We start from the raw sequence: 14620 nt of genomic DNA, 5'->3' as shown, positions 1-14620 counted from the left end.
GCCTCAGGTGCGCATCTCCCGTTCCTGTTCGGTCAGGCTCTCCTGGAAGGATTCGCGATTGAACAGGGCATCCATGTAGGTCAGCAGCGGCTTGGACTGCTTGCTGGAACGAATATCCACACCCAGTGATGGCAGGCGCCACAGGATGGGGGCAATACAGCAATCAACCAGGGTGAACTCTTCACTCATGAAGAAGGGCTTCTCGGCGAAGATGGGAGCGATACCCATGATGCTCTCGCGCAGTTCCTTGGTGGACTTGCTGACCACATTGTCGCTGCGGGAGTTCTGGATGGAGTCGACCAGTGCGCACCAGTCCTTCTCGATACGGTGCATGAAGAGGCGGCTTTCGGCGCGGGCAACCGGGTACACCGGCAGCAGCGGCGGATGGGGGAAGCGCTCGTCCAGGTACTCCATGATGACACGGGATTCCCACAGCACCAGGTCGCGATCCATCAGGGTGGGCAGGGAGTTGTCCGGGTTGACGTCCGCCAGCTCCGCGGGGGGATGGTTGCCTTCCGCTTCGACCAGGTCGACGGTCACGCCCTTTTCAGCCAGCACGATACGTACGCGGTGACTGTAATGACTGCTGCTGTCGGAGAATAAGGTCATGGAAGACCGCTTTGCCACTACGCCCATCAGGGATTCCTCAGGTTTTCAGAAATGCATTGCTGCCCGCGCCGCCGTCAAAGACATCCGGCGCGGGCAGCGGCCCTTGCGGGCTGTCAGTGTACGTCTTTCCAGTACTCGCGGTTGAGCAGCCAGGTGAAGACAAAAAACAGGGTGATAAACAGCAACACAAATGTGCCGATCCGCTTGCGGTCGCTGGCTATCGGTTCGGCCGTGTAGGCCAGAAAATTGGTCAGGTCGTACATGGCGCCGTCAAATTCCTCCGGCGTCATGCTGCCCTCTTCAGTCACCACCAGGCGACCGCAGGGCTCTTCCATAATATCAGCGCCGGTCAGGGGGTCGCGCTTGACCCCGCCATTGGCGGCTTTCACCGGGCCCATGGCACATTCCTGCATGCCCTGCAGCTCCAGCAGGACGTGGGGCATGCCCACATCCTTGAAGACTTTGTTGTTCACCCCCCAGGGGCGACTGTCGTCCTTGTAGAAGGTGCGGAGATAGGTGTACAGCCACTCGGGCTGGCGCGCGCGGGAGACCAGTGTCAGATCGGGGGGCGCCGCGCCGAACCAGACCTTGGCGTCATCCTTGGACATGGCATTGTGCATCAGCGAACCAATCTTCACCGAGGGGTCGAAGATCAGGTTCGCCTCCATCAGGTCGACCGGAATGCCGAGATCATCAGCCACCCGGTTGTAGCGCGAGTACTGCAGGGAATGACACCCCATGCAGTAGTTCATATACAGTTTGGCACCGTTCTGCAGGGAGGCCTTGTCAGAAGGATCGGCAGTGAACTCGTCACAGGGGATACTGCCGCAGGCGTGGGCGGATTCAGCGCCCACCGCCTTCAATGGCAGGATGGTCAGGGTCAGGATCACTGCCAGTACACCCATGCTGCGCCAGAAGCCCATACCGCCATCCATGGTCACCCGCTCGGGCACCGGTTTGGTCTTGTCCATGGAGGACCAGATCGGCATCAGCAGGAAGAAGGCGAAGTAGAAGACGGAGCAGATTTGCGCCAGCAGGGTGCGCGCCTCGGTCGGCGCCTTCACGCCCAGCACACCGAGGATCAGGAAGCTGGCAACGAACAGTACCAGCATGACCTTGGTGATATTGCCGCGATAGCGCCAGGACTTGACCGGGCTGCGATCCAGCCAGGGCAGGATAAAGGGAATGGCAACGGAAGCGGCAAAGGCAATGAAGCCCCAGAACTTGTCCGGCACTGCGCGCAGCACCGAGTAGAACGGGGTGAAGTACCACACCGGGGCGATGTGCTCCGGGGTCTTCAGGCCGTTGGCCTCTTCGAAATTGGCAAACTCGAGGAAATAGCCGCCCATTTCCGGCATGAAGAAGATCACGCCACAGAAAATGAACAGGAACACGGCGATGGCCTGCAGGTCGTGCACCGAGTAGTAGGGGTGGAAGGCAATACCGTCCAGCGGCACGCCATCGGGCCCCTTGTGCTTCTTGATCTCGACGCCGTCGGGGTTGTTGGACCCCACTTCGTGCAACGCCAGCAGGTGCAGCACGACCAGCGCCAGCAGCACGATGGGCAGGGCCACCACGTGCAGGGCGAAGAAGCGGTTCAGGGTGGCACCGGAAATCAGGAAGTCGCCGCGAATCCAGGTCACCAGGTCTTCACCCACCACCGGAATTGCGCCGAACAGCGAGATGATCACCTGTGCGCCCCAGTAGGACATCTGCCCCCAGGGCAGCACATAGCCCACGAAGGCTTCGGCCATCAGCACCACGAAGATGAGCATGCCGAAGATCCAGATCAGTTCCCGCGGCTTTTTGTAGGAGCCGTAAAGGAGTGCCCGGAACATGTGCAGGTAAACCACCACGAAGAAGGCCGAGGCCCCGGTGGAGTGCATGTAGCGCAGAATCCAGCCGTAGTCGACATCGCGCATGATGTATTCGACCGAGGCGAAGGCGCCCTCGGCGCTGGGATTGAAGCTCATGGTGAGCCAGATGCCGGTCAGCAGCTGGTTGACCAGCACCAGCAGCGACAGCACACCGAAGAAATACCAGAAATTGAAGTTCTTGGGCGCGTAGTACTTGCCCATGTGGGTGTTCCAGGCGCGCATGATGGGCAGACGCTCGTCGACCCAGTCCCGTACCCCGATCAGCATATTAATCATCAGGCAGCCTCCGCATCCACGCCAATTACCAGAACGTTCTCGCTTTCATACGAGTACGGAGGAACCTCAAGGTTGGCCGAAGCCGGCACGCCGGAATACACCCGACCCGCCAGGTCAAACTTGGAGCCGTGACAGGGGCAGAAGAAGCCGCCCATCCAGGAATCGCCGCCGAGGTCCGCAGCGCCCACTTCCGGGCGGTACTTCGGCGCGCAACCCAGGTGGGTGCAGAGGCCGACAGCGACAAAGATTTCCGGGCGAATTGCGCGCCCCTCGCCGGTGATGTAGGCCGGCTGCGAGGAAATTTCAGACTGGGGATCTTTCAGATTGCCATCCAGGCCGGGCAGGGCCTCGAGCATTTCGGGGGTACGATGCACCACATAGACCGGCTTGCCGCGCCATTCGACCACGACCATCTGGCCCGGCTCAAGCTTGCCAATATCGGCCTTGACCGGCGCACCGGCCGCCTTGGCCTTGGCCGAGGGATTCCACGACCCCAGGAACGGAACCGCGATTCCCACCGCGCCGGCCACACCCACCGCACTGGTGGCCGCCGTCAAAAAGCGCCTCCTGCCGGTGTTCACGCCATCGCCACTCATCCTTTTCTCCCCTTATTGTCGGTCCGCTGACAGAGGCTGTCAGACTACCGGGACCACTTTGCGAAAAATGCTGCAAATAGTAATGACTTTAGCCCAAAGTGACAAGGAGAACGCTTTGATTTTGCAGCGTTTTCCGCCCTCTCGGAGGCCTTCTGAAGCGGCTTTTGGAACAGCGGGGAAATACAGAAAACGCCCACCTGGAACCAGGATGGGCGTTCTCGGGACTTTCCGGCAGCACCCACAGGAGCGCGCCGGAATGAATCAGCGCTTGGAGTACTGAGGACGCTTGCGCGCTTTGCGCAGGCCGACCTTCTTACGCTCTACCGCACGGGCGTCGCGGGTCACGTAACCAGCGCCGCGCAGGGTGCCACGCAGTGATTCGTCGTATTCCATCAGGGCGCGGGTGATGCCGTGACGGATGGCACCGGCCTGACCGAAGCTGCCGCCGCCGGCGACAGTGACATTGATGTCGAACTTCTCGACCAGCTCGACAAGCTCCAGCGGCTGACGCACGATCATGCGCGCTACTTCACGGCCGAAGTAAACATCCAGCGGACGCTTGTTGACAGTAATGTTGCCGGCACCGCTTTGCAGAAACACACGCGCGGTGGAGGTCTTGCGACGACCGGTTCCGTAGTATTGGGTAGCTGACATAAGTGGCTTCCGTTAGATATTCAGTTCTTGCGGCTGCTGTGCGGCGTGGGGATGCTCGGCACCCGCATACACCTTCAGCTTCTTGAACATGGCGCGGCCCAGCGGGTTGCGCGGCAACATGCCCTTGACCGCACCCTGGAGTACCCGCTCGGGAGCCTTGTCGATCAGCTTTTCAAAAGAGATCGATTTCAGGCCGCCCGGGTAACCGGTGTGGGAGTGGTACATCTTGTCTTTCGCCTTGGCACCGGTGACACGCACTTTCTCGGCGTTGATCACGACGATGTAATCGCCGGTGTCCACATGCGGGGTGTATTCGGGCTTGTGCTTGCCACGCAGACGGTGTGCGATTTCACTGGCAAGGCGGCCCAGAGTCTTGTCAGACGCGTCGACCACGAACCAATCGTGGGTCACATCTTCAGCTTTGGCGCTAAAAGTTTTCATCAATGACTGCCTCTTGGAGGGCTCCAATTTCAAGGACGCGAATACTACTTAATGCGCATACCCATTTCAAGCGGAAAACCAAAAGAAAATTCGGCACTTAGTTCCACCGGCAGCCGCCCCCTGACCGGCGCCCCGGCAGCCCCGCCAAAGCCATCACTGGACCCGCCCCCTGCGGCGCCTCAAGGGCGGTGTTCCCGCCCCAGGTACTCGGTGGACTGCATCTCCTGCAGGCGCGATACCGTGCGCTGGAATTCGAACTCGAGCCGGCCGCCGGCGTACAGCTCCAGCAGCGGCCGGTCCGCCGCCAGCACCAGCTTGACGTTGCGGTCGTAGAACTCGTCGACCAGGTTCACAAAGCGCCGCGCCGCGTCGTCATTGGCCCGCCCCATGGCCGGCACCCCGGAAATCAGTACCGCCTGGAAGTCCCGGGCCAGCTCGATGTAGTCGTTTTGCGAGCGCGGGCCGTCACAGAGTTCGACAAAGTCGAACCAGGCGACGTCATCCGCCAGGCAGCGGCAGGTGATATAGCGGCCGTTGACCTGGATGCGCTCCCAGTGCTTGCCCGGCTCCGGCGCCAGCTGCTCGAAACTCTGGCGCAGGCTGGTGTCGGCCGCCTCGTCCAGGGGGTAGTGGTAGAGCTCGGCCTGCTGCAGGGTGCGCAGGCGGTAGTCCACCCCCGAATCGACGTTGACCACCTCGGTGTAGCGCTCGATCAGGGCGATGGCCGGCAGGAAGCGCTGGCGCTGCAAACCATTCTCATACAGTTTCGAGGGCACGATATTGGAGGTTGCCACCAGGCTCACGCCGCGGGCGAACAGCGCCTGCATCAACCCGCCGAGGATCATCGCATCGGCGATGTCGGTGACAAAGAATTCATCGAAGCAAATCACACTCGTTTCGCTGGCCAGGCGATCCGCCACATGCTCCAGCGGATTTTTCTCGCCGTCGAGATCTTTCAGATCGGCGTGCACGCGCTGCATGAAACGGTGGAAATGCACGCGCAGCTTGTCCTCGAAGGGCAGGCAATCGTAGAAGGTATCCACCAGGTAGGTTTTGCCGCGCCCCACCCCGCCCCAGAAATAGATCCCCTTTTCCGGTTCCGGCTGCTCCCGCTTCAGGCGCCGCCACAGCCCCCCGAGGCCAGCCGCTTCCCGGCGTCGCGCCAGCAGGCGCATGTACAGGTCCTGCAGCTTGATGACCGCCTGCTCCTGGGCCGCATCGTAGGAGAACCCCTCGCGTTTCAGGTCGTGCTGGTAGCGTTGCAGGGGGCTGGAGGACGAATGGGTCAAGGCGGAAGGCTCGCGCAGTGCTGGCGGGTGGTTCAGGAAAGCGGCCAACTTTACCCAGCGACCGCGCGGAAGGCAATCCACAGGGCGCCGCCCACTTTAGTCGGGCCTTGATTCGGGTATACTGGCCAGCCTGTTGTACCTGGCCAGTGAGGAATTACCGCGTGTATAGCTTAACCATCGTCGTCGCTTCGGCCGTCGTCAGCCTGCTTGTCGGGCTGGGGCTCGGGTTGCTGGCGGGCCGCCGCAGCTCCGCCGAGGGCAAAAAGTCCCGCGAAGTGGAACGCAAACTGGATCAGGTAATCCAGGACAAGCGTGCCTATGAAGACGAAGTGGTTGAGCATTTTTCCAAGACGGCCAAGCTGCTCAACAACCTGACCGACAGCTACCGCGACGTGCACAACCACCTGGCCACCGGCGCCGCCACCCTGTGTCAGGGCCAGGGCCCGATTTCCCTGGAGCGGCTGCAGAGCGCCGGCGACGACGCCGAAATCCCTCCCCACCTGGCCAACATCCAGCCACCGCTGGACTATGCGCCGAAGTCATCCCCCGAAGAAAAAGGCATGCTGAACGAAGAGTTCGGCCTCGAGCGGGTCAAGCGCGAGAAAGCCGAGAGCGAGGCAGAAGGCAAGTCCTGACCCCGCGGCGCGGCCGGCCGGACAACCCAATCTCAGACCGGGTTTTCGATGTCGATAAAGCGGTGCTGCAGGTCGAAGCGCTCCGCCATGCTCTCACCCACCGCCTGCACCCCGTAGCGCTCGGTGGCGTGGTGGCCGGCGGCGATAAAGTCGATGCCCTCCTCACGCGCCGTGTGAACCGTCTGTTCTGAGGCCTCACCGGTGATGTACAGGTCGGCCCGGACCGCCAGCGCGGCATCGATGTAGCCCTGGGCCGCCCCGGTACACCAGGCCACCCGCTGCACTTCGCGCTCGCGGTCGCCGATATGCAGCGGCTCGCGCCCGGCCAGCTCGCGCAGGCGATCGACAAAGTCGCCCGCGCTCAGCGGCTCGTCCAGGGTCGCCACGCTGCCCACACCTTCGCCACCGGGGTGCAGCGGTTCGCTCTCCTCAATGCCCAGCAAGCGCCCGAGACAGGCGTTGTTGCCCAGCTCCGGGTGGGCATCCAGCGGCAGATGGTAGGCCAGCAGGCTGACATCCGCCCCCAGTAGCGCAGCGAGGCGGCGTCGCTTCATGCCCGTGACCACCGGGGCTTCGCCCTTCCAGAAGTAGCCGTGATGGACCAGGATGGCATCCGCCCGCCAGTCGATGGCCGCGTCTACCAGCGCCTGGCTGGCCGTCACCCCGGTAACCAGACGCCGCACCTGGGGCCGCCCCTCCACCTGCAGGCCGTTGGGACAGTAGTCGTGAAACTGGCGCGGCTGCAGCAGGCGATCCAGCTCCTGTTGAAGTTCCCGCAGACTGACTGGCATAAAGCGCTCTCTCCCTTTCCGATATCGAACCCACTGCCCCGACAGGACAGTGCAGGGGCGCATCATATACAATGCGGCCGCTGACCACACACGCGGACACCATGAAAGACACCCTGAAATTCATCACCTGGCCTGCCCTGGCCGGCCTGTTCGCGGCCCTGCTGTTCCTCGACCGCTACGTGCTTCCACCCCGGCACAGTGAACCGCTGGCGCCGGAATCGGTCAGCTACGCCCTTGCAGTGCGCAATGCCAGCCCCGCAGTGGTCAATATCTACACCGCCCGGCTGGTGCCGGAACAGCGCCGCCCGCGCATCGAGGACCTGTTTTCAAACCGCTTCAACCCGCCCCGGGAACAGCGTCAGCGCATCGAGCAGTCCCTCGGCTCCGGCGTCATCATGACCGAGGAGGGACACATCCTCACCAATAACCACGTGATCAGCCAGGTGGACGCCATCCAGGTGCTGCTGCACGACGGCCGCCTGGCCAAGGCCCGGGTGATCGGCACTGACCCGGCCACCGACCTGGCCGTACTGAAGATCGACCTGCCCCATCTGCAGCCGGTGGAACTCGGCAACTCGGAAGACACCCGGGTTGGCGATGTGGTACTGGCTATCGGCAACCCGCTGGGCTTCGGCAACTCGGTCACCCAGGGTATTGTCTCGGCCCTCGGCCGCTACGGCCTGCAGCGCAATACCTACGAAGACTACATCCAGACCGACGCCATCATTCACCTGGGCAATTCCGGTGGCGCCCTGGTCGATACCCAGGGCCGCCTGCTCGGCATCAACACCCTGATCTACACGGCCGGCGACCAGGGTCGCGCCGCCTCCCCCACCGGCATCGGTATCAGCCTGGCGATCCCGGTGAATCTGGCGGTGTTCGTAATGCAGGATCTGATCGACTACGGCGAGGTGATCCGCGGCTGGCTGGGCGTGAGTGTGGAACCGGTGCGACGCATCGACAATGGCACTCCCACGGGGCAGGCGCTGCTGGTGTCAGCCATCACGGAGGACAGCCCGGCACAGAAGGCGGGTGTGAGGCTGGGGGATGTAATCACGCACATCGACGGCGAACCGATCCAGGACGGCCGCCAGACGATGCACCATATTGCGATGCTGCGGCCGGGGGACAATATCGATGTGACGGTGCAGCGGGAGACGCAGTCGCTGGATTTGCACGCGGTGGTGGGGACGCTGAGGCAGTCACCGACGATTTGACCTTAGTTCGCCTGTGCCTGTCGCGGCTTCTTTTGCTCTGTAGTTGGCGGCCCTTTGGACCGCTGCATCGCCGCCGGCGGGGGAAAGTCTTTTGCTGCATTCCGGGACGATCGGCTGTGCCTTCCCTGGGGGATTCTTTACCTCGTTAGTTGCTGCCGGCTTCGTTGTGACTTCTGTGTGCACAGAATTCTTGGCACGCTGATCGTTCTGAAGTTCGGCAGTGCCCTTCGCGAGGCCGGGTGACTTCGTAAGTGTGGACCGAGCTCACAGCCGCCGCCCTCCAAGTCCGCAAAAGGCTTTCCCCCACCGACGTCAATGCGGGTGCCAGCGGGAGGCTGGGAGCTTTGGATGGAGAGATGGCAGGGCTTGGCGAAACTGGCTGAATTAGCGGGTTCAGCGGTTCAGCAAGTTCAACAATCATCATATCAAAGCACCCATGGTGCGGTTTCCCCGCCGCGTTGACGGTGAGCAGGGGAGTTCTTTTACGGACTTGGAGGGCGGCGGCTGTGAGCGCGGTCTGCCCTTACAGCGTCACCAGCCCCCGCGAAGGGCACTACCGAACTTCAGAAGTATCAACGTGCCCAAAATCCTGTGCACACAGAGGTCACAACGAAGCCGGCTGCAACTAGCGAGGAAAAGATCACCCAAGGAAAGCACAGCCGATCGTCCCGGAATGGAGTAAAAGAAGCTCCCCTGATCGCCGGCGACGCAGCGGCCGCAAGGCCGCCCGGAATGGAGCAAAAGAAGCTCCCCTGATCGCCAACGACGCGGCAGCCACAAGGCCGCCGAAAAAACTACTCCTCCAGCCGCATCTCCGCACTACGCGCATGGGCCGTCAACTGCTCACCACGCGCCAGCACCGACGCCACCCTGCCCAGCTCCTGCACCCCTTCCGGCGAACAGTGGATCACCGAACTGCGCTTCTGGAAATCGTAGACCCCAAGCGGCGACGAAAAGCGCGCAGTGCCCGACGTGGGCAGAACATGATTGGGCCCGGCGCAGTAGTCGCCGAGGGACTCCGTCGTATAGCGCCCCATGAAAATCGCGCCGGCATTGGTGATAGAAGGCAGCAGGGCGTCCGGGTCCGCCACCGACAGCTCCAGATGTTCCGGCGCCAGGCGGTTGCTGATATCGACAGCCTCTGCCAGATCGCGGGTGAGAATCATCGCACCGCGCCCCTGCAGCGAAGCGCGAATAATATCGGCCCGTTCCATCGTCGGTAGCAGGCGCTCGATACTCCCCGCCACCGCGTCCAGGTAGGCCGCATCCGGGCAGAGCAGGATGGACTGGGCGTTCTCGTCGTGCTCCGCCTGGGAGAACAGGTCCATCGCCACCCAGTCGGGATCGGTTGAAGCATCGCCAATCACGAGTATTTCCGAAGGGCCGGCAATCATGTCGATACCGACCTTGCCGAACACCATGCGCTTGGCGGTGGCGACGAAGATATTGCCGGGGCCGACGATTTTGTCCACGGCCGGTACTGTCTCGGTGCCGTAGGCCAGCGCCGCCACGGCCTGTGCACCGCCGATGGTGAACACACGATCGACCCCGGCGATGGCCGCGGCAGCCAGTACCAGGTCATTGAGCTCGCCGTCCGGGGCCGGCACTACCATGATGATTTCAGCGACGCCGGCAACTTTGGCCGGCATGGCGTTCATCAGCACCGACGATGGATAGCTGGCCTTGCCACCGGGGACGTAAATGCCCGCACGCGCCAGCGGTGTAATCTGCTGGCCGAGGCGGTTGCCGTGTGCGTCGCGGTAATCCCAGCTGTCCTGCTTCTGGTGCTGGTGATAGCTCCGCACCCGTTCGGCGGCGGTCTCCAGCGCCTGGCGCTGGACCGGGTCGATACTCTCCAGAGCGCGCTGCAAGCGCGCCCGGGGCACCTCCAGCTCGGCGGCGCCTGCCAGCTGGCGGCGGTCAAAACGGGCGGTGTATTCGAGCAGTGCCGCATCGCCACGCTGGCGCACCGCGGCAATGATCTCCACGACAGTGGCATTGACGTCGGCATCGAGGGATTCCTCCCAGGCGGTCAACTGCGCCAGGGCGGCGTCAAAGTCGGGCTGGCGGGCGTCGAGGCGGCGCATCAGGCGGCTCTGGCCGCCACCGCGGCGGCAATCCTGTCGACAACTTTCTGGATGGGGCCATGCTGGGCGCGCATGGCGGCCTTGTTCACTACCAGGCGGGAACTGATGGAGGCGATCTCCTCCAGCGGCTCCATGCCGTTGGCGCGCAGGGTATTGCCGGTGTCGACAATATCGACAATGAGGTCCGCCAGATCCATCATCGGCGCCAGCTCCATGGCGCCGTAGAGTTTGATGACCTCGGCGTGCAGGCCCTGGCGGGCGAAGTGGCGGCGAGCCACATTGACGAACTTGGTGGCTACCCGCACCCGCGCACCGCCGCGCTGCCAGCCCACCGGACCCGCGGTCATCAGGCGACAGCGGGCGATGTTGAGATCCAGCGGTTCATAGAGACCATCGGCACCCTGCTCCAGCAGGATGTCCTTGCCCACCACACCGAGGTCGGCGGCGCCGTGACGCACATACGTGGGCACATCGGTGCCGCGAATAATCACCAGTTGCAGGCCGGGAACGGTGGTTTCGAACACCAGCTTGCGGCTGGCGGACACATCCTCCAGCGGCTCGATGCCCGCCTGTGCCAGCAGCGGCAGGGTTTCCTTGAGGATGCGGCCCTTGGTCAGCGCCAGGGTCAGGGGTCTGCTCATCGGTGGCCTCGACCTCGCTCGTCAGCCCGGCAGCCGGCGAATATCGGCGCCGAGCTGCTGGAGTTTCTCTTCAATACACTCGTAACCGCGATCGATGTGGTAGATGCGGTCCACCGGGGTCTCGCCACTGGCGACCAGCCCGGCAATCACCAGGCTGGCTGAGGCGCGCAGGTCGGAGGCCATCACCGGCGCACCCTCAAGGCGCTCCTGCCCGGTAATGATGGCGGTGTTGCCCTCGATCACAATGTGGGCGCCCATGCGATTCATCTCGTGAGTCTGGATCAGGCGATTCTCGAACACGGTTTCGGTGACCGTACTGGTGCCATCCGCCACCGCGTTCATGGCAGTGAACTGAGCCTGCATGTCGGTGGGAAAACCCGGGTAGGGGGCGGTTTTGATATTCACTGCCTTCGGCCGCCGTCCCTCCATATCGAGGCGGATCCAGTCCTCCCCCACTTCGATCACCGCGCCGGCATCCTCCAGCTTGTGCAGCACCGCCTCCAGGTACTCCGGGCAGGTGCCGCGCAGGCTGATGCTGCCGCGGGTGGCCGCGGCTGCTACCAGGTAGGTGCCGGTTTCGATGCGATCGGGCATCACGTCGTAGGTACAGCCGTGCAGCGACTCCACCCCGTCGATGACGATAGTGTCGGTGCCGTGGCCACTGATCTTCGCACCCATGGCGATCAGACACTGTGCCAGATCCACCACTTCCGGTTCCCGGGCAGCGTTCTCCAGCACCGTGCGCCCGTCCGCCAGAGCGGCGGCCATCAGCAGGTTCTCGGTGCCGCCCACGGTCACCGTCTCCATCAGGATGCGGGCCCCCTTCAGGCGCCCCTCGACCTCGGCGTTGATATAGCCGCCTTCCACGGAAATCTTCGCCCCCATGGCTTCCAGCCCCTTGAGGTGAATATCCACCGGCCGGCTGCCTATCGCACAGCCCCCGGGGAAGGAGACATGGGCGCGACCGAAGCGGGCCACCATCGGCCCCAGCACCAGAATCGAGGCGCGCATGGTCTTTACCAGCTCGTAGGGGGCCGAAAACTCGCTGATGGTATTGGCGTTGACTTCGATACTGAGCTTTTCGTCGACGGTCAGCTCCACCCCCATGCAGCCCAGCAGCTCGATCATCGTGGTGATGTCGTGCAGATGGGGCAGGTTGCGGATCGTGACCGGTTCGCTGGCCAGCAAGGTGGCGGCCAGAATGGGCAGGGCGGCGTTCTTGGCGCCGGAGATCCGCAGTTCCCCGTGCAGCGCACGACCGCCCCTGATGACTAATTTATCCACGCTAAAATCTCCCGATGGGGGTTGACCGGGCTCAGGCGAGGGAGCGCCACTGCTCGGGAGTAAAGGTCTTGATGTTTACGGCATGAATACTGCCGTCGGCAATCTGCTCGCTGAGTCCGGCGTAGACCAGCTGCTGGCGCTGGACCGGGCGCATGCCCTCAAAGACCTCGCCCACGACCAGGATGTCGTAGTGGTTGCCGGCCCCTTCGACTTGCACCTGGCAACCCTCAAGGTGGGCCTCCAGCAGGGTGGTAACGGTTGCGGCATCCATAACAAGCTCCAAAATAGAACGGCGCGCCAGCCCTGACGGCGGCACGCACGGAAAAAGCGGGCATTTTATCAGGCTGCGGCAAAACAGCCAGCACCTGTGTCAGGTGTCGATTTCCACCGCCGACCAGTTGTCGATGACTTTGTCCAGGTCGCCGTCGTAGCTGCGCGCCGAGCTCTGGAACTGGCTGCGGTAAATCTCCCCGAGATTGACGTTCTCTATGATCATGTTGCGCAGCTTCCAGCTGCCGTCCTTGTCGCGCCCCATCTGGTACAGCACCACGTAGGGCTGGGCCCCGTCTTTGTGGATCAGCTGCTGCACCGTCACGCGGCGCGCTTCGGGGTCGGGGTTGGAGGGTTGCGTCACTTCGATGCGCGAGCCGCCAAAGGCCAGCAGGCCTTTCCCGTAGGTACGCACCATGCCTTCGCGCATGCGCTCGGTGAAACGGTCCAGCTGGGACGCCAGCTGCTCGCGGCCGGCTTCGTCGAGGGAGCGATAGCGCTCGCTGGTGGCATAGGGGCCCATTACGCCGCGGGCAAAGCCGCGAAAATCCACCACCGGGTCCAGCAGTTCCTGGATTTGCTGGTAGTAGGCGTCGGACGCCTGGCCGCCGGCGCGGCGCGCATCGGCCACCGCGGTCATGACCGCCTCGGTGGTCTGGCCCACAACCTGGTGTGCGTTAGGGGCCTCTTCGGCATGGGTCATGGCAGCGCTGGCCACCAGGGCCAGCAGGGCTATCCCATGCATCAAAAACTGCTCAAGTCGCTTCACGTCCTTTGCTCCTGCACTGAATCTCTGTAGGGTATCGGCTTTGCGGTTATCTTTCAGGTTGTCTTTAAGGCTATCTTTAGGGCTATAGTGACTGCGCCCCCGGACCACCGGCCAACCTGTGTGCTGCGTACCCGTCAACGAGTATGACAGCGGCAGTGGCACCGGGGTTCAGCGCGGCGCACACTTTAACAGGAATTGAACCAACCCGATGCTACTGGCGTCCATTGCGATTCTGCTCGGCTTCATCATCCTTATCTGGAGCGCGGATCTGTTCGTGGCGGGCGCCGCCTCCATCGCCGAGAACCTCGGCCTGTCGCCGGCGCTGATCGGCCTCACCATTGTCTCCATCGGCACCTCTGCACCTGAAATCCTGGTGTCATTCACCGCGTCTTTCGCCGGCGCCGGGGAACTGGCCATCGGTAACGCCATCGGTTCCAACATCGCCAATATCGGCCTGGTGCTGGGGGTTACCCTGCTGGCGGTGCCGATGTTCGTCCACGCGGACTGTGTACGCAAGGAGCTGCCCGCCCTGCTGGCAGTGACCGCCGGCGTCGCGATACTGATCCTCGACGGCGAACTGTCGCGCCTGGACGGCGGATTGATGCTGGCTTCGCTGGCCCTCATCCTCTACCTGATGATGCGCAGACAGGGCCCCGAGAGCCCCCTGCTAGACACCAGTGACGAAGACCTGCCGCATTTCGCCATGGGCCGCGCCTGGCTCACTTTCATCCTCGGGCTGGCCCTGCTGATCGCCAGTTCCCGCATGCTGGTGTGGGGCGCCACCGAGGTCGCGCTGTTCCTGGGTGTGTCCAAGCTGGTGATCGGCCTCACCATCGTCGCCATCGGTACCAGCCTGCCGGAACTGGCCGCCACCATGGCCAGCTCCCTGCGCGGCCACACCGAGATCGCGGTCGGTAACGTGATCGGCTCCAACCTGTTCAACCTGCTGGCGGTGATGGCGATTCCGGGCATCATCCTGCCGGAGCAGCTGGATGCCCACGTCCTGACGCGGGACTACAGCAGCATGGCCGCGCTGACGGTGATCCTGGCCCTGACCCTGTTCCTGGGCCGGCGCCACCCGTGCAGCAAAGACGGTCGCGCCTACCTCGGGCGCGGGGTCGGCACATTGTTTGTCGCCCTCTACGCGGGGTATTATTACTGGCTTTACCAGACCCGCTGAGACC

At 63.1% G+C, this 14620-nt stretch carries 15 protein-coding genes; 3 read left to right on the top strand and 12 right to left on the bottom strand.

The annotated features are described in order from the left end of the window. Positions 1-3 precede the first annotated feature (3 nt). The 6 genes from FVW59_RS03150 to zapE form a co-directional block, all read right to left on the bottom strand. The gene (locus FVW59_RS03150) at positions 4-636 is read right to left on the bottom strand and encodes a glutathione S-transferase N-terminal domain-containing protein (protein WP_187275725.1); all 633 of its coding nucleotides are present in this window, start codon (positions 634-636) and stop codon (positions 4-6) included. A gap of 86 nt (positions 637-722) precedes the next feature. Beyond that, positions 723-2762: a ubiquinol-cytochrome c reductase gene (locus tag FVW59_RS03145; RefSeq protein WP_148062757.1), complete on the bottom strand. Its 2040-nt coding sequence runs from the start codon at positions 2760-2762 to the stop codon at positions 723-725. After that, positions 2762-3358: a ubiquinol-cytochrome c reductase iron-sulfur subunit gene (gene petA, locus FVW59_RS03140; RefSeq protein ID WP_148062756.1), complete on the bottom strand. Its 597-nt coding sequence runs from the start codon at positions 3356-3358 to the stop codon at positions 2762-2764. Before petA ends, FVW59_RS03145 begins: the two co-directional genes overlap by 1 nt. Positions 3359-3619: 261 nt before the next feature. Continuing rightward, a complete protein-coding gene (gene rpsI / locus FVW59_RS03135) occupies positions 3620-4012 on the bottom strand; it encodes a 30S ribosomal protein S9 (RefSeq protein ID WP_148062755.1) in 393 nt (130 codons plus the stop codon). Positions 4013-4024: 12 nt separating this feature from the next. Next, complete coding sequence (gene rplM, locus FVW59_RS03130) at positions 4025-4453, bottom strand: 50S ribosomal protein L13 (protein ID WP_148062754.1); 429 nt, start codon at positions 4451-4453, stop codon at positions 4025-4027. A 179-nt stretch (positions 4454-4632) separates the two neighbouring features. Next, positions 4633-5742 (bottom strand): cell division protein ZapE, encoded by a 1110-nt coding sequence (gene zapE / locus FVW59_RS03125; protein WP_222711405.1) that lies wholly within the window; start codon positions 5740-5742, stop codon positions 4633-4635. Positions 5743-5903: 161 nt separating this feature from the next. On the opposite strand from zapE, the gene FVW59_RS03120 reads away from it, so the two are divergent. Then, complete coding sequence (locus FVW59_RS03120) at positions 5904-6377, top strand: Z-ring associated ZapG family protein (protein WP_187275724.1); 474 nt, start codon at positions 5904-5906, stop codon at positions 6375-6377. Positions 6378-6409: 32 nt separating this feature from the next. On the opposite strand, the gene FVW59_RS03115 is transcribed toward FVW59_RS03120, so the two are convergent. Beyond that, a complete protein-coding gene (locus tag FVW59_RS03115; protein WP_148062752.1) occupies positions 6410-7168 on the bottom strand; it encodes a Nif3-like dinuclear metal center hexameric protein in 759 nt (252 codons plus the stop codon). 101 nt (positions 7169-7269) lie between these two features. Here FVW59_RS03115 and FVW59_RS03110 point away from each other — a divergent pair, with 101 nt between their 5' ends. Then, positions 7270-8385: a S1C family serine protease gene (locus tag FVW59_RS03110; protein ID WP_148062751.1), complete on the top strand. Its 1116-nt coding sequence runs from the start codon at positions 7270-7272 to the stop codon at positions 8383-8385. A 794-nt stretch (positions 8386-9179) separates the two neighbouring features. Here FVW59_RS03110 and hisD read toward each other — a convergent pair. The 5 genes from hisD to FVW59_RS03085 all read right to left on the bottom strand — a co-directional run bounded on the left by hisD (position 9180) and on the right by FVW59_RS03085 (position 13436). Continuing rightward, positions 9180-10472 (bottom strand): histidinol dehydrogenase, encoded by a 1293-nt coding sequence (hisD, locus tag FVW59_RS03105; protein WP_148062750.1) that lies wholly within the window; start codon positions 10470-10472, stop codon positions 9180-9182. Next, on the bottom strand, positions 10472-11113 hold the full coding sequence (gene hisG, locus FVW59_RS03100; RefSeq protein WP_148062749.1) for an ATP phosphoribosyltransferase: 642 nt from the start codon (positions 11111-11113) through the stop codon (positions 10472-10474). The genes hisD and hisG overlap by 1 nt, the downstream gene beginning before the upstream one ends. Before the next feature lie 21 nt (positions 11114-11134). Then, on the bottom strand, positions 11135-12397 hold the full coding sequence (gene murA / locus FVW59_RS03095; protein ID WP_148062748.1) for a UDP-N-acetylglucosamine 1-carboxyvinyltransferase: 1263 nt from the start codon (positions 12395-12397) through the stop codon (positions 11135-11137). Between the two features lie 31 nt (positions 12398-12428). Next, positions 12429-12668, bottom strand: coding sequence for a BolA family protein (locus tag FVW59_RS03090; RefSeq protein WP_148062747.1), 240 nt, complete (start codon positions 12666-12668; stop codon positions 12429-12431). A gap of 99 nt (positions 12669-12767) precedes the next feature. Further along, a complete protein-coding gene (locus FVW59_RS03085; RefSeq protein ID WP_246139605.1) occupies positions 12768-13436 on the bottom strand; it encodes an MlaC/ttg2D family ABC transporter substrate-binding protein in 669 nt (222 codons plus the stop codon). 208 nt (positions 13437-13644) lie between these two features. Here FVW59_RS03085 and FVW59_RS03080 point away from each other — a divergent pair, with 208 nt between their 5' ends. Then, entirely contained in the window at positions 13645-14616 is a 972-nt protein-coding gene (locus FVW59_RS03080) for a calcium/sodium antiporter (RefSeq protein ID WP_148062746.1), read from the top strand. Positions 14617-14620: the final 4 nt, after the last annotated feature.

This window comes from Parahaliea aestuarii (genome assembly GCF_008064635.1).
Taxonomy (GTDB): Bacteria; Pseudomonadota; Gammaproteobacteria; order Pseudomonadales; family Halieaceae; genus Parahaliea; species Parahaliea aestuarii.
The sequence above is the reverse complement of the archived record's forward strand: the minus strand, read 5'-3'. Positions and strand labels throughout refer to the sequence as shown.